Consider the following 19,854-nt stretch of genomic DNA (forward strand, 5'->3'; position numbering starts at 1 on the left):
GTCGGGGCGGTTAAAGACCGCCCACTTTTCCCGAGAAAACAGAGGATTTGACTATGGCGATTGAACGCACCTTCTCGATGATCAAGCCTGACGCAACCAAGCGCAACCTGACGGGCGCCATCACCAAGATGCTCGAAGATGCCGGCCTGCGCGTCGTCGCCTCGAAGCGCGTCTGGATGAGCCGCCGTGAAGCCGAAGGCTTCTATGCCGTTCACAAGGACCGTCCCTTCTTCGGCGAACTCGTTGAAGGCATGACCTCCGGCCCGACCGTCGTCCAGGTGCTGGAAGGCGAAGGCGCGATCCTCAAGAACCGCGAGATCATGGGCGCAACCAACCCGGCAAACGCTGACGAAGGCACGATCCGCAAGGTTCACGCTCTGTCGATCGGCGAAAACTCCGTTCACGGTTCGGATGCTCCGGAAACGGCTGCCCAGGAAATCAAGTACTGGTTCTCCGACACCGAAATCGTCGGCTGAGGCTACGCTTCGGCATTTGCTCGCAATGCCTTGAATTGACTCTCGAAAGCCGGGGCTTGCTCCGGCTTTTTCTATGCAGGCATTTCTTCTATGCCGGGCACTTGTCGGTATTCGAAAAATCGACGCTGCCATCAGGCTTGAAGACCTCCGGGTTCTTGTCATAAAGCGCACCAACGACGAGCGGCTTGCTTGGCAGGACGGTCTGGTCGAGGTCGGACCGGAACTGCGTCTTCAACTCCTGAAGCACCTTGCCATCCTTATCCACCAGCCGGACATTCACCGAATAGGGACGGTCCTTGCGCACGCAGTGCAGATTTTCGCTCTGCAGCGCGATCTTGTCGTCGATCGGATAGATTTTCTGGTTCAGCACCAGCGGATCGCCACCCTGCGGGTTTTCGAATTCGGCGATGATGACGGACCCATCGGGGATGGGGCCGGTCTTCTTCAGCGTCAGCAGATAGGTGGCGGTCGCCACGCGATAGTTGAAAACGAAGAGATGGCCGGTGACCTCGACCAGATTTTCGGCCTGGCGCTGGCAGGCGGCAAGCAGAAGGCCGATTGCTGCCGCCGCTACGATCATGTGTTTCCTCATGGCGTCTCCTCCTTCTTGCGGCGATAATGCCGGTTCGCCTTGGCGCGGTTGCCGCAGACCGCCATGTCGCACCAGGCGCGGCTCCTGTTCTTGCTTCGATCGATGAACAGCCAGCCGCAATTGCCGCAGATCTTCATACGTTCCGGGTCGGGCATGGCGATCAGCCGGAGCACTGAATGGGCGGTTGCGGCGGCCAGATTGCCGGAGCTTGTGCCACGCAACGTCTTCGCCAGCGCCTTCAGCAGACCGGCCAGCAATTGGTCGTCGTTGCCATCAAGTATACGCTTGCGGAAATAGAGGTCGATCGCTTCCCGCAAGGCGATAAAATCCACCTCCTGTTCCGGCGTTACCGGCGCGATGTCGCCGAAGAGGGCGCGTTCGGCGCAGAATTCCGCGGCAGCGTGCGGGAAACTGCGCATCTGGTCCCTGACCGCGAAACGGTCGATCCGGCGCGTCGTATCGTGGCGCAGCACGACGCTGTTGGCGACATCGAGCGCCAGCGCGCCGCCGGAGAAGCGGTGAGGGGTCCAGGAAAAGCTCATGCTGAAAATATAACTGGCTAAATGCATTTTACCAGTTATATTTTCAATGATCCGGAGTGTCTGGAATGGCCTATCTCTTGCAGCAGCTGGCGAATGCGGTTCCGCTCGCGGCTCTCTATGCCACGCTCGCCTTCGGCTATGCCGTGGCCTTCGGCGTGACGAAGCGGGCAGACATCACCTATGGGGCAATTTTCGCCTTCTCGGGCCAGATCCTGCTGCTGTTCACCGAACTCGCTTATGTCAGATTCTGGCTGGTGCTGCCGGCGGCTCTTGCCATCGGCGCCTGCGCCTCCATCGTCTACTCGCTGGGCGCAGGCATATGGATCGGCCGCGCGATCATGATGCCGCTGGTCAAAAAGTCGCCGAACACCGTCATCGTCGCCGCCCTCGGCATGATGATCGTGCTGATGGAGACCGCCCGGCTTGCCGCCGATACCCGGGCCATCTGGTTGCCGCCGTTCCTGAACGACGTCGTTGTCTTCTGGAGCGACGGTCTGTTCAAGGTGACGCTCACCTACATACAATTGATCGATACGGTGCTGATGTGCGCCGTCGTCGCGATCGGCGCGCTGATCCTCAGGCACACGGCCTGGGGTCGCATCTGGCGTGCCGTCACTGACGATCCGCTGGCCGCCGAGCTTTGCGGCACCAGCGCCAACCGCGTCTTTCTCGTCGCTTATGCGGCGGCCGCCCTCGTCGCCACGATCTGCGGCATCCTGGCGACCTTCTATTACGGCTCGATGGATTTCGGTGCGGGCCTGATGTTCGGGCTCAAGGTGCTGCTGATCGCCGCTGTCGGCGGCTATTCCGATCCGCTGCGTTCGGCAGGCGGCGCTGCCGGGCTCGCCGTCGTCGAAACCCTATGGGGCGCCTATGGCCCCTTTGTCTGGCGGGATCTCGTGATCTTCTCGCTGCTCGTCCTGCTCCTGGTTATGAGCCGCAGGGAACGCGTTGTTCTCTGATCATTTCCACTTGTCGCGCGCCGCATCGTCGGCGTCTTTCGCCGAGACCCAGTCGCCGCTGGCGCCATCCTTGCTGTGCTCCTTCTTCCAGAAGGGGGCTGCGGTCTTCAGGAAATCCATGACGAAACTGGCGCCGTCAAACGCTGCCTGCCGATGCGGCGCGGCTGCGACGACCAGCACGATATTCTCACCGGCTGCGATCTTGCCGTAACGGTGGATGGCGGTCAGGCCGAGAAGTCCGAAGCGCGTGATGGCGAGTTCGCCGATGCGGGTCATCTCGGCTTCGGCCATGCCGGGATAATGCTCGAGTTCGAGGGTAGCCAGCGTCCCGCCCTCATCGCGGCAGAGGCCGGAGAAGGTCACGACTGCACCGATGCCGGGTTTGCCTTTGGAGAGGCGATCGACTTCGATCTGCAGGTCGAAGTCTTCGTGTTGGACACGGATTGTGGGGATGGCGGTCATGATAACGTCCCCAACTGCTTTGATGCCGTAACGGAGGCTATGGAAAGGGTGTGCCGTGCCAACCCCCCTCTGTCCTGCCGGACATCTCCCCCACAAGGAGGGATATTACGGGCGGCTTGACCATCGTGCGCATCTACAGTTTTGCCGGGCTGCGACGTTGGTTTTTTGGGGAAGTTCGTGCTGCCAGCCAATCTCCCTCCTTGTGGGGGAGATGTCCGGCAGGACAGAGGGGGGTAGCGACACGGCACCACCATCACTGCCTCATCCCCCCGTCATCGGCGGAAATATCCCGATCTCGCGTGCGGCGCCGATCGGCTCGTCATGCTCGACATGTTCCATGTCGAGCGCCACGCGGATCACCTCGGGATATTGAAGCGCCGTCTCATATTCTTCGCCCAGCGTCTTCAAATGATTCAGGAGATCGTCAACGGTGACGACGGAGGAGGGGAGGTCGATTTCTTCCTCGCCCTTGCCGATGCGCTCGCGCACCCATGCGAAATAGACAAGCCGGGTCATTCCTCGTCATCCACGATATGTTTCAGCCCGGCGCGGAAATAGTCGTAGCCGGTATAGATGGTCAGCAGCGCCGCGATCCACAGCAGGGCGATGCCGGTCTGCGTCGTATAGGGGAAAATCTCGTCGCCGGCCGGGCCTGCGAGCAGAAAGGCGATGGCGACGAGCTGCAGCGTCGTCTTCCACTTGGCGATCCGCGTCACCGGCACGCTGACCTTCAGCGCCGCCAGATATTCGCGCAGTCCCGAAACCAGGATCTCACGGCAAAGAATGGTGATCGCCGCCCAGATCGACCAGCCGGCGATGGTCTGGTCGGCCGCGACCAGCAGAAGGATCGAGGCGACCAGCAGCTTGTCGGCAATCGGATCGAGCATGCGGCCGATATTCGACGTCTGGTTCCAGATGCGCGCGAGATAGCCGTCGAGGAAGTCGGTGATCGAGGCGATGACGAAGATCCACAGCGCCACCCAGCGCGCCGTATTGCTGATCGACAGCCTGCCCTCGATGAAGAAGCAGAGAACGATCAGCGGCACAGCGAGGATGCGGCCGTAGGTCAGAAGATTGGGGATGCTGTACGCACGCGATGCCATGGGATCGTTTCTCTGAATTGATGCGCCGCTACAGCGCCGCGCGCCTTTTCAGACACGCAAAGGACGCTGTAACACTTTGAATCTACGCATCGTGCTTTCCGAAAATCGAGTCCGATTTTCGGGCCGATGCGGTAGATGACGGCTTTGGCCGCAGACCGTCAACATTCTTTCTGTCTTTTCACTGCCTTTGCGTGGAATTTGCGACGGACGCCGGTTATTTCGCGGCGTCGTCGTGGAAATGGTTGTAGACCTGCCTGGCAACCGCCTCCGATATGCCTTCCACCGTCATCAGGTCGGACAGGGCGGCACGCGAAACCGCCTTCGCCGTGCCGAAATGCTGAAGCAGCGCGCGCTTGCGCGACGGACCGATGCCGCCGATCTCGTCGAGCGGGTTCTTGACCATTTCCTTCTTGCGCCGCGCCCGGTGCGAGCCGATCGCGAAACGGTGCGCCTCGTCGCGCATGCGCTGGATGAAGTAGAGCACCGGATCGCGCGGCGGCAGCGTGAAACTCTCGCGTCCCGGCGGAAAGAAGCGCTCGCGCCCGGCATCGCGGTCGACGCCCTTGGCGATGCCGATCGCCGTCACGCTGTCGGTGATGCCGAGTTCGGCGAGGATGGCGCGCACCGCCGTCATCTGCCCCTGACCGCCGTCGATCAGGATCACGTCGGGCCACGTGGGGAAGGGCATGTCGGCAGCGTCGGACACGACCGGCTGCGCCGTTCTATCCGGAATGCCTTCTTCCTTGATCAGCCGCGAGAACCGCCGCGTCATCACCTCCTTCATCATGCCGAAGTCGTCGCCGGGGGTAATGTCGGTCGATTTGATGTTGAACTTGCGGTACTGGTTCTTCACGAAGCCTTCCGGCCCCGCCACCACCATGCCGCCGACGGCATTGGTGCCCATGATATGCGAGTTGTCGTAGATCTCGATGCGCTGCGGCGCATAGGAAAGCCCGAACGTCTCCTTGAAACCTTCGAGCAGCCGTGACTGCGATGCCGTCTCGGCAAGCTTTCGCCCATGTGCCTCGCGCGCATTGCCGACGACGTGATCGACGAGGTCGCGCTTCTCGCCGCGCTGCGGCACGAGGATGGAAACCTTGTGGCCGGCCTTTTCGCTGAGCGCCGCAGCGAGCAGCTCCAGCTCCTCGACCGTCTCCGACAGCATGATCTGCTTCGGCACCGGCTTGTCGTCGTAGAATTGCGCGAGGAAAGAATTCAGCACTTCGGCGCTGGAAAGCTGCGGGTCGGCCTTCGGGAAATAGGCGCGGTTGCCCCAGTTTTGGCCGGTGCGGAAGAAGAAGACCTGGATACAGGAAATGCCGCCCTCGTGATGAATGGCGAAAACATCAGCTTCCTCGACGCCGGCCGGATTGATGCCCTGGTGGCTCTGCACATGCGAAAGCGCCGCCAGGCGATCGCGATAGATCGCCGCCCGCTCGAAATCGAGGTCCTCGGCCGCCTGGTTCATGGCTTCGGCCATATGCGACTTCACCTTCTGGCTCTTGCCGGACAGGAAGTCCTTCGCCTCCTGCACCAGCTCGGCGTATCCCGCATCGCTGACCTCGTGCGTGCACGGCCCGGAACAACGCTTGATTTGATAGAGCAGGCAAGGGCGCGTGCGTGTTTCGAAGACGCTGTCGGTACAGGTGCGGATGAGGAAGGCGCGCTGCAGTGAATTGATCGTCCGCCCGACCGCGCCGGCCGAAGCGAAAGGCCCGAAATAATCGCCCTTCCTCGCTCTTGCGCCGCGATGTTTGAAAATGGCAGGCGCCCGGTGATCCCCGGTGATGAGGATATAAGGAAAGGATTTGTCGTCGCGCAGCAGCACGTTAAAGCGCGGCCGTAAGCGCTTGATCAGATTCGCTTCCAGAAGCAGCGCTTCGGTTTCCGTGCGCGTCGTCACGAATTCCATGTTCGCCGTCTGGCGCACCATCTGGGCGATGCGGTTGGAATGCACGCGGCCGACGGCATAGTTGTTGACGCGCTTCTTCAGACTGCGCGCCTTGCCGACATAGAGCACGTCGCCTTCCGCATTGAACATGCGGTAGACGCCGGGGCTGTTCGGCAGCCGCTTAACGAATTCACCGATCAGTTCCGCGCCGATCAGCCCGGTCTCATTGAGGCTGCCTGCGTTCCAGTCGACCGCTGCCGCAAGGGGCGAGGCGGAAACATCGCCTTCCACCTCGATATCGTCTTCGCTCTCGTCCGTATCGTCGTAGAGAACGCCGCCATCCGGCAGCTTTCGTCCGTTCATTCCGTAATCTCCGCCACATCGGGCGTCTGCCAGGCAAGGTGCTGGCCGCCGTCGAGGGCAATCATCTGGCCGGTGATCGAGGGCGTATCGAAGAGAAAGCGGACCGTCCGTCCGAACTCGCCGAATCCCGGCCCCGCCTTCATGATAAGCCCGTCGATCTGAGCCTGGAAGTCCTCTTCCGACTGCCGTGTGCTGCGCACCGTCGGGCCGGGGCCGATGGCATTGACGCGCAGCTTCGGCGCGAAGGTCTGCGCCATCGTCTGCGTCGCCGTCCAAAGTGCTGCCTTCGAAAGCGTATAGGAATAGAAGCCCGGATTGAGCGCCCAGACGCGTTGGTCGATGATGTTGACGATCAGCCCACTCGCATCATGGGGCAGCTGTTCGGCTAGAACAGCGGCAAGTATGGAAGGCGCCCGTACATGAATGTCGAAATGTTGCGCCCACGCTTCCGCATCGAAGCTGCGCGCCGAATCCTGGCGAAAGATCGAGGCGTTATTGACGAGCAGATCGAGAGGGCCGAGCGCTTCCGACGCCTTTTTGACGAGCGCGCTTGTCTCGCCGACATCGGTGAGGTCGGCCCGTATGGCGACCGCGCTAAATCCTTTTCGCCGCAATTCCGCCGCCACTTCTTCGGCCTCTCCGATGGAACCGTTCGCGTGGATCGCGACGGAAAATCCATTTGCAGCAAGGTCTTCGGCGATTGCCCGGCCTATTCTTTTTGCGGCTCCTGTTACGAGGGCCGAGCGAAGTCTTTTGTGGTTCAAAATCTTCCTTTCTGATGCCGCGAGTCTGACTGCAGACTATATAGGGGCGGCCGGAGATTATATAAATAGGCCGCTACCGTTGCGTACGCGAGCGAGATATTCTATGTATTATTTAAGAATGCGATTTCCTAAAATAAGTATTTTTGGTTTAACCCTTCAGTAGGGTTAATGAAGTGTATGTTGCTCGCAAGCAACATCGAATTTCGGCCATGCGCCAGCCACAATGATATCACAATTTGGCTCTTTCAAATCCGCATTTCAGTTCCAATTTCAGTCTCGATCCGGAAGGGACATCTGGCAATTTTCCCGCTAATGCTTCGCTGAGAGACAGATGATAAGCGGCGCGGGACTGAAAGGAGAAAAGTATGCGTGTACTCATTGCTGGCCTTATGGCCTCCGCTTTTGCGATTGCTGGCGTTTCGGCAGCTCAGGCGGCTGATGCCGTCGACCAGGTTCCGGAAGCGCCGGTTGCCCAGGACGCTCCGGTCAAGCCCGCCGGCAACTGGGAGGGCTTCTACCTCGGCGGCGCCGGCACCTACAACATGGGTAACTTCGGTTCCGACCGCCACACCTACGGTTTCGGCGGCCAGGTCTTCACCGGCTACAACTGGCAGCAGGGCCAGATCGTCTACGGCGTTGAATCCGATCTCGGCTACAGCGGCGACGACGTCTCTTCGGGCGGCGTCAAGAACAAGTATGGCTGGAATGGCTCCGTGCGTGGCCGCGTCGGCTACGACATGAACCCCTTCCTGCTCTACGGCACGGCTGGTCTCGCCCTCGGCAACGTCAAGGTTTCGGACGACACCTCGTCCGAGAGCAAGACGGCCTACGGCTACACGGTCGGCGCCGGCGTCGAAGCCTTCGTGACCAACAACATCACGACGCGCTTGGAATATCGCTACACGGACTACCAGAGCAAGGACTACAACCTCGACTCCGGCAGCTTCTCGCGCGGTTACGACGAGAACAGCGTCAAGCTCGGTATCGGCGTCAAGTTCTAAGCCGACTGAACATGCAAATACAAAGAAGCCGGGCACGTCGCCCGGCTTTTTGCTGTCCGCGTCTTCGGGTCAAGCGCTGGCTTTGAGCTCGCGATGGGCAGGGAATTTCTTTTCGAATTGCGCGAGCCACTCGATCAACGGCGCATGATCGGCTTCCCATTGGCCCTTGAAGCGCAGGTCGAGATAATCAAGCGTGGCGGCCAAGGCGAAATGTCCGCCATTGAGCTTCTTGCCTGTTTTCGGCGGCTTGGCGCCGAGGTGAGCGAGCCCGGCCGTCGCTTTCTTCCATTGGCGATCGATCCAGGGCTGATGGACCTTTTCCTCGTCTCGGAAGCGCCGCTCGTAAACGATCGCCAGCAGGCAGTCGCAGATGCCGTCGCAGAGCGCTTCCAGGACCTCAGCATCCGTGCGCTTGCCCTTCTTGGAAGGGTAGAGCCCTCCCTTCGTCAGCCGGTCGAAAAAATGCATGATCGCCACGCTGTCGAATATCGAGGCTCCATCATCGGTCAGCAGCGTCGGGATTTTGCCGAGGGGATTGTTGTCCACCAGGATCGCCGGTCCGGTGTTGGTATCGACCCGGATCGCGTTCACCTCGAGGCCCAGAAAATGCGCGGCCATCCGCACCTTGCTGGAATAGGGCGAGGCGGGTGAGCAGAGGAGCTTCATGGGACACCTGACGAGATTGTGGACTTGCGGCGCAGATTGTTCCCGAAGCTAACGCATAACCCCGAAAATCGGAATCGATTTTCGGGGTTATGCGCGTTTCAAGATTCTGGATCGTCCTTGACCGTCTTGTTCTCCCCGCGCAGCCAGAAGGCGCGGTGCGAGGCGAAGCGGTCCTGCGCCATATGATCCTTCAGCGCCGGCAACATTTGGTGCAACTCGTCCTTCAGGGTGAAGGGCGGATTGACGATGATGAGGCCGGAGCCCGTCAGCCCCGTCATGCCGCGGTCGCTGCGCACGGTGAGCTCGGCGCAGAGCATCTTCGGGATGTCGAGCGCCTGCAGCATTTCGTGGAATTCCTTGACCGGCGCACCCTTTTTTAGCGGATACCACAGGCAATAGGTGCCGCCGGGAAAGCGGCGATAGGCTCTTTCCAGACCCTTGGCCAGGCGCTCGTATTCGTCCTCCTCCTCGAAGGGCGGATCGACGAGCACGATGCCACGCTTCTCCTTCGGCGGCAGATGCGCGCCAAGCGCCAGCCAGCCGTCGAGCTCGGTGATGCGGGCGTGGTGATCGCCCTCGAACAGCCGGTGCAGGCGGGCGAAATCCTCTGGATGCAGCTCCATCGCCGACAACCGGTCCTGCGGCCGGAACAGCATGCGCGCAAGCTTCGGCGATCCGGGGTAGAAGCGGATGCCGCCTTCGGGATTGAGTTCGCGGATGGCCGAGAGGTAGGGTTCGAGCAGTTCGGAAACCTGCAGCCCGAGTTCCGCCTCCATCAGCTTACCGATGCCGTCAAGCCATTCGCCGGTTTTTTGCGCTTCCTCGGAGGAAAGGTCGTAGAGCCCGATGCCGGCATGGGTGTCGAGCACGCGGAATGCCCCGTCCTTCTTCTGCATGTAGCGGATCAGCCGCGCCAGCACGGCATGTTTCAGCACATCGGCAAAATTGCCCGCATGATAGATGTGGCGGTAGTTCATTTTCGCTGATGTCCGTATGAATTCGCGTTATCGGCAGTTTTTGTGGCTTTTGGCCGTGGAAGCCTTGCAATATACAAAGGCCATGAACATTGCGACCCCCATTCCCGCCAAATCCCCGAAGCCGGACAAGAGGGTGGGTCACACGGCCTGTCCGCACGACTGTCCCTCCACCTGCGCGCTGGAGGTTGAGATTTCAGAGGACGGCCGCATTGGCCGCGTACGCGGCGCCAATGATCATTCCTACACCGCGGGCGTCATCTGCGCCAAGGTCGCCCGTTATGCCGAGCGGCTCTACCATCCCGACCGCCTGATGCATCCCTTGCGCCGTGCCGGCGCCAAGGGAGCAGGGCAGTGGCAGCAGATTTCCTGGGACGATGCGCTGGATGAGATCGCCGAGGCCTTCGTGAAGGCCGAGGCACGGGACGGCAGCGAGGCCATATGGCCCTATTTCTATGCCGGCACCATGGGTTGGGTGCAGCGCGACTCTATCGATCGCCTGCGTCATGCCAAGCGTTACTCCGGTTTCTTCTCGTCGATCTGCACCAACCCTGCCTGGACCGGCTTCACGATGGCGACCGGCGTGCTGTGCGGCCCCGATCCGCGCGAGATGGGCCGGACCGATTGCGTCGTCATCTGGGGCACCAACGCGGTCTCGACCCAGGTCAACGTGATGACCCACGCCATCAAGTCCCGCAAGGAGCGCGGTGCGAAGATCGTCGTCATCGACATCTACGACAATCCAACGATGAAGCAGGCCGACATGGCTCTTATCGTCAGGCCCGGCACCGACGCGGCCCTTGCCTGCGCTGTCATGCACATCGCCTTCCGCGACGGCTACGCCGATCATGACTATATGGCCAGATTTGCCGACGATCCCGCTGGTCTCGAAGCGCATCTGAAGACGAAGACGCCGCAATGGGCGGCTGACATCACCGGCCTGTCGGTAGAAGAGATCGAAGCCTTCGCCCGTCTCGTCGGCACGACGAAAAAGACCTTCTTCCGCCTGGGCTACGGCTTCACCCGCCAGCGCAACGGAGCGGTCGCCATGCATGCGGCCGCCTCGATCGCCACCGTCCTCGGCTCCTGGCAATATGAGGGCGGCGGCGCCTTCCATTCGAACAGCGATATCTTCCGCATGAACAACGCGGAGCTGACGGGCAAGTCGATGAAGGATGCCGAGATCCGCATGATCGACCAGTCGCAGATCGGCCGTGCGCTGACCGGCGATGCCGTCGCACTCCGCCATCGCGGACCGGTGACGGCCATGCTGATCCAGAACACCAATCCGGCAAATATCGCGCCGGAACAGCGACTGGTGAAGCGCGGCTTTGCCCGCGATGATCTCTTCGTCGCCGTCCACGAGCAGTTCATGACCGAGACGGCAGACATGGCCGATATCGTTATTCCCGCCACCATGTTCGTTGAGCATGACGACATCTACCGCGCTGGCGGCCAGAACCACATCCTGCTTGGTCCAAAGCTCGTCGAGCCGCCGCCGACCGTGCGCACCAATCTCTTCGTCATCGAAGAACTGGCAAAACGTCTCGGTGTCGCCGATCGCCCTGGCTTCGGCTTCACGGCGCGCGAGATGGTCGACCGCCTGCTGGCGGCAAGCGACCTGCCGGACTATGACCATTTCCTCGAGCATAAATGGTTCGATCGGCAGCCGGCCTTCGAGGAGGCGCATTTTCTGAACGGCTTCGCCCATCCCGACGGCAAGTTCCATTTCCGGCCGGACTGGGTGAACGATCCCGCGCCGAACAAGCCCCCGGCTTCGGTCGGCACGCTCGGCCCCTATGCCGAGCTGCCGGCTTTTCCTGATCAGGTCGATGTCATCGAGGTCACCGATCCCGAGCATCCTTTCCGTCTCGCCACGTCCCCCGCCCGCAACTTCCTGAATTCGAGCTTTTCCGAGACCAAGACCTCTCGTCAGAAAGAGGGTCGCCCCGAGGTGATGATCAACCCGGCGGACGCCGAAGCCAACGGCATCGCCCATGGCGATCTCGTCCGCATCGGCAACGGCCGCGGCGATCTGCGCATCCATGCCCGTGTCACCAATGAGGTCAAACCCGGCGTGCTGATTGCCGAGGGTCTCTGGCCGAACAAGGCGCATGTCGACGGCGAGGGCATCAACGTGCTGACCGGCGCCGACCCGGTCGCGCCCTACGGCGGAGCGGCCGTGCACGACAACAAGGTCTGGCTTCGCAGGGACGCAGCATGATGCAGCCGAAATCACGGGTGAAGATCGTCAGCGAGCAAACGCTGTCGAACGGGTGGACGCGGTTAAGCAGCTATTTGCTCGACTACATCGACCGCAAGGGGGCGACCCAGCGGCTAAAGCGCGAAGTCTATCACCGCACGCCCGCCGCCTGCATCCTGCTCTATGATCCCAAGCGCGATCTCGTCGTTCTCGTCCGCCAGTTCCGTCTGGCCGTTCATCTCAACGGCGATCCCGCCTGGATGATCGAGGTACCGGCCGGCCTTCTCGATGACGACCATCCCGAGGCGGCGATCCGCCGCGAGGCCATGGAGGAGACCGGTTATCGCCTGCGCGAGGCACGCTTTCTCTTCAAAGCCTATTCCACCCCGGGCGCCATCACCGAAGTCGTCCATTACTTCGCGGCCCTGATCGATACCGCCGACCGCGTCGCGGAAGGCGGCGGCCTGGACGAGGAACACGAGGATATCGAGGTCCTCGAAATCCCGCTCGACGAGGCCGCCCGGATGATCGAAACCGGCGAAATCTTCGACGCCAAGACGATTATGCTGCTGCAATGGGCGCTGCTGAACAAGAGCAAACTTCGATAGTGGGTGAGGCGATCGAGACCTAATTCGCCAAGTTGCCTCCAGGGCGGATCGACATGATCCGCGACCGGCTTAGTTTTCTCCGCGAACTCGCATCATCTGCCGGAAGGCGCGCCGCTTTAGTGCAGGTATTGCATTGATGGTGCGCATGACGCCACGCGTCGCAGCGAGTTGCACTCTGCCGACAATCGGCCGATGGGCCAGATCGCCGGCATCCATCTGCTTTTTCGATTCTTGGACTGCTTCGGTACTGTAGCGAAGCATCTCGACTTCGTACGCCTGTATGGCTTCGACGAGCGGCTTTCGACCCTGGTCCGCTGCGACCAGCATGCGTCCAAGGAGAGCGGCATCGCGAAGCGCCGTATTGGCACCCGCGCCTCGTCCAGGTGTCATCGTATGGACTGCGTCACCGAGCAGAGTGACATTCGAACTCGTCCAGGGCGTCAGCGGGACGGAGGTCCTCATCTTGACATCGTGGATCGTCGAGGGCGCCGTCATGCGGATGAGTGCGCGCAAGTGCGGGTGCCAGCCCCGGGTGATCTCCAAGCCAAGCTCTCGCAATTGTTCGCCGCTCAGGCCGGCCGGGTCCCGCGGGAAATTCTGCCGGGCGCCCCATAGGCCCCAGCCGATGCTGTCCTCGTCGAGTGCTTCGACGAAATCCGGCCAACGAGCGGCAAAACCCGGGTCGCTTCTCGTATCGGCGAACTCGAGCGAGTGAATGATTGCGCCGAAGCCCATCGGCGCCATAATCAGCGACATGCCTTTGAACATTTTGTCCGACAGCAGAGCTTTCGTCTCGACCGTCATAGGAACTTTGCCCCCGAGCGACATGATCCCCGTGTCTTCCAGACGCGCTTCCGGCAGGCGTTGCTTGCGTACAGCCGAACGCGTGCCATCAGCTCCCACCAGGACATCACCTGTCGCGAAGCTTCCATCCTGAAAGCAAGCGGTGACCGATCCGTCGGCGAAGTTTGTGTAAGTTTCAAGCGTCTTCCCGAAGAAGACGTCGTCTTCAAGTCCTCTGAGCAGAACCCGCCTCAGCGTCTTTCGAATGACGTTCTTTTCACCATCGAGAGCGTTCGGGCTCGCATCATCGATGTCGAAACTCAGCACTTCGCCCAGCTGTTCGGTAAGCATGTTGAAATAGCGCGGCGACCTGGCGCAGGTGGCGACATAGAGATCGTAGAGTTCGCCGGGGATACAGGCTTTCAGCGCTCGGCTTCCCGCCGGGCTGATGCCGACGCGATAACCACCGGTGTCGGCGTTCGGCGCGAGGTCGCGCTCATACACCGCTATGCAAACGCCAGCCTGCTTCAGCAGATGAGCGAGCGCCAAACCGCCAGTCCCGGCGCCGATAATCAAAACCTTCATGGTCGTTAGTCCTGGTCAAATTTGGGATCGATGGAGAACTTCGCGGCAATCTGCTTCAGCCACTCTTCCGTCCAGGTGATGCGCTGGGCGCGCAGGTCCCCGACAACACTGTTGACCCAGGACAATTCGGCTGCGTGAAGCGCCCGGAGATATTCCATCTCCAGAAGGAAGAGCCTTGGAACGGCCTGCGCTTCCTGGAGGGCATTGTCGATGCGGCAAAGCTCCGACTCGATGGCTTTTGCTCTGAGCTCAAGCTGGCTCGCCACATCATCAGGCGTAAGCAGAGGAAGAAACGATATGGCTGCGGGGAATTCCGGATATTCCCGCGTTAAGGTCGACAATATCGCCCGCATCCAGTCCAGCGCGATGTCGCGGCCCTTCTCGGTTATCTCGTACACCGTGCGCTCTGGACGCTTGTCATCCCGGACTGTTTTCTGCGGAGTGATCAAACCCTCGCGTTCGAGCCGCTGGATTGTTTGATAAAGGCTCGCCCTCTGCGTGACATTGATCACTTCGTCCTTGCCGCGCTCCTTGATGAGGCGCTGCATGCGATAAGGATGCAGCGGCTCTTCCGTCAGCATTGCAAGGACAGCGAGCGCGATTGGAGATCGTTTGATTGATGTCATAGTCATATAATTACTAGTTAGATTATAACTAGTCAATATTGCAGTCCGAGATCGCTGGTTCCGCTGGGAGGTACGGGCTGGATCGATGACAATGAATCCGCCGCCGGTGCGTCGGACCATTTCCCAAACGCAGGTTCCGCATTAAGGTAATAGGACTCAAAATTTCATACGACTGTCACGAAGCGGTTCTATCCGCTGCGGCTTGTTAATCATCGGATACGGTCAGGAGAAAGCCCATGTGGCTCAGCAATTTCACCCTCGTTCTCCCGGACGAGGTGGTGAGGGAAGGTTCCGTGCGTGTTGAAGATGGCGCCATCGCCGAGATCAGGCCGGAGCCGGTCGCCGGTGCCGCCATCGATGGCGGTGGGCGGCTGCTGATGCCGGGATTCGTCGACCTGCATGGCGACATGATCGAGCGCGAGATCGCACCCCGACCGAATGCGCATATGCCGATCGATTTCGGTATTCACGAGCTCGACAAGAAGCTTGCTGCCGCCGGTGTCACGACGGCGTTCGCCGCCGTCTCCTTTGCGACCGAAAGCGTCTATGGCCACGTCCGCTCGCTGGAGACGACGTCAGCCGTGATCGAGGGCATCAACCGCCTGCGCGACAATCTGCTGATCGACCACCGCGTCCATGCCCGCTATGAAATCACCAATGTCGGCGCCGCACCCGCGCTCGAGCGCCTGCTCAATGCCGACCAGATCGACATGGTCTCCCTGACCGACCACACGCCTGGCCAGGGCCAGTACAACAACCTGCAGAGCTACATCCTCAGCATTTCCGAGCGCCGCGCCATCTCCGAGGAAATGGCGGCGGAGATCGTCGCCAAGCGCATCGCCATGCGCAACAACCCCGAAATCGAGGCCAAGCTGAAGGAGATCGTCGCGTTGTCGCTGAAGCACGATCTGTCGCTTGCCTCGCATGACGACGACAGTGTCGAAAAAGTCGCCGAAATGCACGATCTCGGCGTCACCATCAGCGAGTTTCCGGTCACCGCACCCGCGGCGGAAGAGGCGCGCCGCCGCGGCCTCTGGACGCTGATGGGCGCGCCGAACGCGCTGCGTGGCCAGTCGATGTCGGGCAATCTGAGCGCGCTCGACGCGGCAAGGGCCGGACTGCTCAGCGTCATCGCCGCCGATTATCATCCGGCCGCCTTCGTGCCCGGCATCTTCAAGCTTGCTGACATGGTGGAGGGCGGTCTGCCGGTCGCCGTTGCCATGGCGACCGGCAATGCGGCCCGTTCCGCCGGCCTCCTGGACCGCGGCGAGATCGCCATCGGCCAGCGAGCTGACCTGGTGGCGGTCGAACCCGGCGATGTCCACCGGATCCGCGCCACCTTCCGCGCCGGGCGCTTCGTCTATAGCGACGGCACGCTGCATCCGCTGCGGGCGCTGGCGGCCTAAGCGCGGTCGCCGATCAGCGAAATCAGTTGGGCCTTGGGCGCAACGGTTGAAGCCTCGGCGCCGACGGCCTTGCCGCTTTCCATCGCCACCCGACCTTCGGCAAAGAGCCGCAGCGCTTGCGGATAGATCTGGTGCTCGACGGTGAGCACGCGGGCAGCCAGGCTATCGGCTGTGTCGCCGGAAAGAATTGGTACAGCCGCCTGGCCGATCGTCGGCCCCTCATCCATGCCTTCGGTGACGAAATGCACCGTGCAGCCGGCGATCCGCATGCCGGCGTCGATGGCGCGCTGATGGGTGCGCAGGCCCGGAAACAGCGGCAGCAGGGAAGGGTGGATGTTGAGCATCCGGCCTTCGTAACGCTGGATGAAGGTTGCTGTCAGCAGCCGCATGTAGCCCGCGAGGCAAAGGATGTCAGGGGAAAGCGTGTCGAGCGCCGAAAAGATCGCCGCCTCATGCGCTTCCTTGCTGGCATAGTCCTTGCGCGGGAAGGCGAAGGTGGCGATGCCTTCGGCATTAGCCTTGGCAAGTCCGCCTGCATCGGCCTTGTCGGAAATCACGCCGACGATCTCGGCCGGATAATCGGCTGCCTTCGCCGCCGCAACCAGCGCCATCATGTTGGAGCCGCCACCCGAAATGAAGACGACGACGCGTTTGCGCGGCGTGCTCATATGGCAAGCGTACCCTTGTAAACCGTGCCGGCAGCGCCTTCGTCGCGGGCAATCATGCGGCCGAGCGCGACGACCGTCTCGCCCTCGGCTTCGAGAGCCGTCGATACCGCGGCGACATTCTCTTCAGCGACGACGACGATCATGCCGATGCCGCAGTTGAAGGTGCGCAGCATTTCCTTGGCTTCAACACCGCCCGTCTTGGCGAGCCACGAGAAGACCGGCGGCACTTTGACGGCCGCAAGATCGATCTCCGCAGCCAGATGCTTCGGCAGCACGCGCGGAATATTCTCCGGGAAGCCGCCGCCGGTGATATGGGCAAGTGCCTTTAGCGCTCCCGTCTCGCGGATCGCCTTCAGGAGCGGCTTCACATAGATGCGGGTCGGCTCCAGCAGCGCTTCGCCGAGCCTCTTGCCTTCGGCAAATGGCGCCGGCGCATCCCAGCCGAGGCCGGAGAGCGAAACGATCTTGCGCACCAGCGAGAATCCGTTGGAATGGACGCCGGAGGAGGCGAGGCCGAGGATCACGTCACCCTCGGCGATGTCGCCTGATGGCAGGAGCTTGCCGCGTTCGGCAGCGCCCACGGCAAAACCGGCCAGATCATAATCGCCGGAAGAATACATGCCCGGCATTTCGGCCGTTTCGCCGCCGATCAGCGCACAGCCCGCCTCGCGGCAGCCGGCGGCGATGCCGCCGACGATTGCCGCACCCTGGTCGGGATCGAGCTTGCCGGTCGCGAAATAATCGAGAAAGAACAGCGGCTCGGCGCCCTGCACGACGAGATCGTTGACACACATGGCGACGAGGTCGATGCCGACGGTGTCGTGGTAGTCCGCGTCGATCGCAATCTTCAGCTTGGTGCCGACGCCGTCATTGGCGGCAACCAGAACCGGATCGGTAAAGCCCGCGGCCTTGAGGTCGAAGAGCCCTCCGAAGCCGCCGATCTCGCCATCGGCGCCAGGGCGGCGCGTCGAGCGCACCGCCGGCTTGATCTTCTCGACGAGGAGGTTGCCGGCATCGATGTCGACGCCCGCATCGCTGTAGGTCAGGCCGTTTTTCCCAGACTGGCTCATGCTGGTCTCCGATGGCTATTTTCGTGCGGCTAACATGCCGCGTCATCTGCCGGTCGCAATTGCATGACAGGGGCGTTTATGCAAGCGCTGCATGGGAAAAGCCCCCAATTTCCCGCGTCTTCCCGTAGCCTTTTCGGGATTTGGCGCAACAGGGTTGACCATCTTTGCGCCTGCATCCTATGTGCTGAATGGCCGCGTCGGATCGGATGCGGCATTCAGCGGCGGCGAGCGATCAGCGGGGAAGCGATGCCACAGCATGTCAGCGGCAACAGTCTCAAGCGCCAGATCTTCTTCTGGCTGGCCGTGCTCGTCTTTTTCATCGCCTTTCTTTATGTCTTCAGTTCGATACTTTTGCCTTTCATCGCCGGCATGGCGATCGCCTATTTCCTGGATCCGGTGGCCGATCGGCTGGAGCGCCTTGGCCTCAGCCGCATGATGGCGACGGTCGGCATCCTCATTGCCTTCGTTATCGTCTTCGCCTTGGCGCTGATGATCCTCATTCCGGTGCTCGTCAGCCAGTTCAACGATTTCGCCCAGCGTCTGCCGGGTTATATCAGTCAATTGCAGCAGTTCATCACCCAGTCGCAGAATTCGCTGCTGCCGGACTGGATCAAGAACCAGATGGGTACGATCAAGGACAATCTCTCCGGTATCCTGTCGGAGGGCATGGGCTTCTTGACCGGCCTCTTCGCGCAGATATGGAATTCCGGCAAGGCGATCGTCGACGTCATCTCGCTGCTCGTCGTCACCCCCGTTGTTGCCTTCTATATCCTGCTCGACTGGGACCGTATGGTCGCCAAGGTGGATGCCTGGATTCCGCGTGACTATATCAATGAGGTTCGCCAGATTGCCAAGGAGATCGATCAGGCGATCGCCGGCTTCATTCGCGGCCAGGGTTCCCTCTGTCTCATCCTCGGCATCTATTATGCCGTCGGCCTTTCCCTCGTCGGGCTGAATTTCGGTCTGCTGATCGGCCTTTTCGCCGGAATGATCAGCTTTATCCCCTATGTCGGCTCCATGGTCGGCCTCGTTCTTGCCGTCGGCGTGGCGCTGGTGCAGTTCTGGCCGGATTATCCCTGGATCGGCCTCGTGCTCGCCGTCTTCTTCTCCGGCCAGTTCCTGGAAGGCAATGTTCTGCAGCCGAAGCTTGTCGGCGAAAGCGTCGGCCTGCATCCGGTCTGGCTGATGTTTGCGCTGTTTGCCTTCGGCGCACTCTTCGGTTTCGTCGGTCTTCTGGTCGCCGTGCCGGCCGCTGCCGCCGTCGGCGTTCTTGTCCGTTTTGCGCTTTCGCGCTACCTTCAGAGCGATCTTTATTTTGGCGGGTCGCCGAGCGCCCGCGCCCGGAAGACGAAATCAGTTCCCAATGAATGACGTGAAGAATGCTGATCCGAAGCGCAAGGCCGGAGAGCAGCTGCCACTGGTCTTTTCGCACGATGCCGCAAGCGGCCGCGACGATCTCCTGATTTCGGAGCGTCTTGCTGCCGCCGTTTCGATTGTCGACGCCTGGCCGGAATGGCCGTCGCCGGTCGTCGTGCTCGCCGGTCCCGTCGGCTCGGGAAAATCCCATCTCGCCCGCATCTGGAGCGAATTGAGCGGTGCCGTCAGCATCCATCCGGAGCTTGGCTCGGACGCCGCGGTTGCCGCCGCCGCCGGGCCGGTGCTGTTCGAGGACGCCGACCGCCTCGGCTTCGATGACAATGCGCTCTTCCATGTCATCAATAGCGTGCGCGAAAACGGCACCAGCCTGCTGATAACAAGCCGTCTCTGGCCGATGTCGTGGCCGGTTCTGCTGCCCGATCTGCGTTCGCGCCTCAAGGCCGCCACCGTCGTCGAGATCGGCGAGCCCGACGAGGCGCTGTTGTCGCAGGTGATCGTCAAGCTCTTTGCCGACCGGCAGCTTTATATAGATGACAAACTCGTGCTCTATATCGTTAACCGCATGGAGCGGTCGCTGAACGCGGCCCAGACGATCGTCGAAAGGCTTGACCGGCTGGCCCTATCCAGGGGCACGAAAATCACCCGGTCACTTGCCGCCGAAGTATTGAATGAATTGGGAAATTCGGAACCGTCTGATTGACTGTCACAGTTCCGTCGTGAAACTGATATAAT

At 61.2% G+C, this 19,854-nt stretch carries 21 protein-coding genes; 8 read left to right on the forward strand and 13 right to left on the reverse strand.

Features of this window, described 5'->3' with window-relative positions:
• The first annotated feature begins 53 nt into the window (after positions 1-53).
• On the forward strand, positions 54-476 hold the full coding sequence (gene ndk / locus EFD55_RS20440) for a nucleoside-diphosphate kinase (protein ID WP_004680549.1): 423 nt from the start codon (positions 54-56) through the stop codon (positions 474-476).
• A gap of 88 nt (positions 477-564) precedes the next feature.
• Here ndk and EFD55_RS20445 read toward each other — a convergent pair whose 3' ends face one another.
• Positions 565-1,068: a hypothetical protein gene (locus tag EFD55_RS20445; RefSeq protein WP_125846857.1), complete on the reverse strand. Its 504-nt coding sequence runs from the start codon at positions 1,066-1,068 to the stop codon at positions 565-567.
• Positions 1,065-1,610: a CGNR zinc finger domain-containing protein gene (locus EFD55_RS20450; RefSeq protein WP_125846858.1), complete on the reverse strand. Its 546-nt coding sequence runs from the start codon at positions 1,608-1,610 to the stop codon at positions 1,065-1,067. The genes EFD55_RS20445 and EFD55_RS20450 overlap by 4 nt, the downstream gene beginning before the upstream one ends.
• 65 nt (positions 1,611-1,675) lie before the next feature.
• On the opposite strand from EFD55_RS20450, the gene EFD55_RS20455 reads away from it, so the two are divergent.
• Positions 1,676-2,572, forward strand: a complete 897-nt coding sequence (locus tag EFD55_RS20455; RefSeq protein WP_125846859.1) for a branched-chain amino acid ABC transporter permease — start codon at positions 1,676-1,678, stop codon at positions 2,570-2,572.
• Here the strand turns inward: EFD55_RS20455 and EFD55_RS20460 are convergent, their stop codons facing one another.
• The 5 genes from EFD55_RS20460 to EFD55_RS20485 form a co-directional block, all read right to left on the reverse strand.
• Positions 2,573-3,034: a molybdenum cofactor biosynthesis protein MoaE gene (locus EFD55_RS20460; protein WP_125846860.1), complete on the reverse strand. Its 462-nt coding sequence runs from the start codon at positions 3,032-3,034 to the stop codon at positions 2,573-2,575.
• 261 nt (positions 3,035-3,295) lie between these two features.
• Positions 3,296-3,550: a molybdopterin converting factor subunit 1 gene (moaD, locus tag EFD55_RS20470; protein ID WP_125846861.1), complete on the reverse strand. Its 255-nt coding sequence runs from the start codon at positions 3,548-3,550 to the stop codon at positions 3,296-3,298.
• Positions 3,547-4,137: a CDP-diacylglycerol--glycerol-3-phosphate 3-phosphatidyltransferase gene (gene pgsA / locus EFD55_RS20475; protein WP_003587473.1), complete on the reverse strand. Its 591-nt coding sequence runs from the start codon at positions 4,135-4,137 to the stop codon at positions 3,547-3,549. Before pgsA ends, moaD begins: the two co-directional genes overlap by 4 nt.
• A gap of 214 nt (positions 4,138-4,351) precedes the next feature.
• A complete protein-coding gene (uvrC, locus tag EFD55_RS20480) occupies positions 4,352-6,391 on the reverse strand; it encodes an excinuclease ABC subunit UvrC (protein ID WP_125846862.1) in 2,040 nt (679 codons plus the stop codon).
• On the reverse strand, positions 6,388-7,155 hold the full coding sequence (locus EFD55_RS20485) for an SDR family oxidoreductase (RefSeq protein ID WP_125846863.1): 768 nt from the start codon (positions 7,153-7,155) through the stop codon (positions 6,388-6,390). The genes uvrC and EFD55_RS20485 overlap by 4 nt, the downstream gene beginning before the upstream one ends.
• A 365-nt stretch (positions 7,156-7,520) precedes the next feature.
• Between EFD55_RS20485 and EFD55_RS20490 the strand changes: the two genes are divergently transcribed.
• Positions 7,521-8,156: an outer membrane protein gene (locus EFD55_RS20490; protein WP_125846864.1), complete on the forward strand. Its 636-nt coding sequence runs from the start codon at positions 7,521-7,523 to the stop codon at positions 8,154-8,156.
• 69 nt (positions 8,157-8,225) lie between these two features.
• Here the strand turns inward: EFD55_RS20490 and EFD55_RS20495 are convergent, their stop codons facing one another.
• Both EFD55_RS20495 and EFD55_RS20500 read right to left on the reverse strand, forming a co-directional pair.
• On the reverse strand, positions 8,226-8,822 hold the full coding sequence (locus EFD55_RS20495) for a glutathione S-transferase (protein WP_125846865.1): 597 nt from the start codon (positions 8,820-8,822) through the stop codon (positions 8,226-8,228).
• Positions 8,823-8,920: 98 nt separating this feature from the next.
• Positions 8,921-9,799 (reverse strand): 23S rRNA (adenine(2030)-N(6))-methyltransferase RlmJ, encoded by an 879-nt coding sequence (locus EFD55_RS20500; RefSeq protein WP_125846866.1) that lies wholly within the window; start codon positions 9,797-9,799, stop codon positions 8,921-8,923.
• 16 nt (positions 9,800-9,815) lie between these two features.
• On the opposite strand from EFD55_RS20500, the gene EFD55_RS20505 reads away from it, so the two are divergent.
• Positions 9,816-12,020 (forward strand): molybdopterin-containing oxidoreductase family protein, encoded by a 2,205-nt coding sequence (locus tag EFD55_RS20505; RefSeq protein WP_125846867.1) that lies wholly within the window; start codon positions 9,816-9,818, stop codon positions 12,018-12,020.
• On the forward strand, positions 12,017-12,607 hold the full coding sequence (locus EFD55_RS20510; RefSeq protein ID WP_125846868.1) for an NUDIX domain-containing protein: 591 nt from the start codon (positions 12,017-12,019) through the stop codon (positions 12,605-12,607). The genes EFD55_RS20505 and EFD55_RS20510 overlap by 4 nt, the downstream gene beginning before the upstream one ends.
• Positions 12,608-12,676: 69 nt before the next feature.
• On the opposite strand, the gene EFD55_RS20515 is transcribed toward EFD55_RS20510, so the two are convergent.
• Both EFD55_RS20515 and EFD55_RS20520 read right to left on the reverse strand, forming a co-directional pair.
• Positions 12,677-13,975, reverse strand: coding sequence for an FAD-dependent oxidoreductase (locus EFD55_RS20515; protein ID WP_125846869.1), 1,299 nt, complete (start codon positions 13,973-13,975; stop codon positions 12,677-12,679).
• Positions 13,976-13,980: 5 nt separating this feature from the next.
• Entirely contained in the window at positions 13,981-14,601 is a 621-nt protein-coding gene (locus tag EFD55_RS20520) for a PadR family transcriptional regulator (protein WP_125846940.1), read from the reverse strand.
• 236 nt (positions 14,602-14,837) lie between these two features.
• Here EFD55_RS20520 and EFD55_RS20525 point away from each other — a divergent pair, with 236 nt between their 5' ends.
• The gene (locus EFD55_RS20525; protein ID WP_125846870.1) at positions 14,838-16,007 is read left to right on the forward strand and encodes an alpha-D-ribose 1-methylphosphonate 5-triphosphate diphosphatase; all 1,170 of its coding nucleotides are present in this window, start codon (positions 14,838-14,840) and stop codon (positions 16,005-16,007) included.
• Here EFD55_RS20525 and purN read toward each other — a convergent pair.
• Both purN and purM read right to left on the reverse strand, forming a co-directional pair.
• Positions 16,004-16,675, reverse strand: coding sequence for a phosphoribosylglycinamide formyltransferase (gene purN, locus EFD55_RS20530; protein ID WP_125846871.1), 672 nt, complete (start codon positions 16,673-16,675; stop codon positions 16,004-16,006). The genes EFD55_RS20525 and purN overlap by 4 nt on opposite strands.
• Complete coding sequence (purM, locus tag EFD55_RS20535) at positions 16,672-17,745, reverse strand: phosphoribosylformylglycinamidine cyclo-ligase (protein ID WP_125846872.1); 1,074 nt, start codon at positions 17,743-17,745, stop codon at positions 16,672-16,674. Before purM ends, purN begins: the two co-directional genes overlap by 4 nt.
• Positions 17,746-17,991: 246 nt before the next feature.
• Between purM and EFD55_RS20540 the strand changes: the two genes are divergently transcribed.
• Positions 17,992-19,116, forward strand: coding sequence for an AI-2E family transporter (locus EFD55_RS20540; protein ID WP_125846873.1), 1,125 nt, complete (start codon positions 17,992-17,994; stop codon positions 19,114-19,116).
• Positions 19,109-19,822, forward strand: a complete 714-nt coding sequence (gene hdaA / locus EFD55_RS20545) for a DnaA regulatory inactivator HdaA (protein ID WP_125846874.1) — start codon at positions 19,109-19,111, stop codon at positions 19,820-19,822. The genes EFD55_RS20540 and hdaA overlap by 8 nt, the downstream gene beginning before the upstream one ends.
• The last annotated feature ends 32 nt before the right edge of the window (positions 19,823-19,854 follow it).

The organism is Rhizobium pisi, assembly GCF_003938655.1.
Lineage (GTDB): Bacteria > Pseudomonadota > Alphaproteobacteria > Rhizobiales > Rhizobiaceae > Rhizobium > Rhizobium pisi.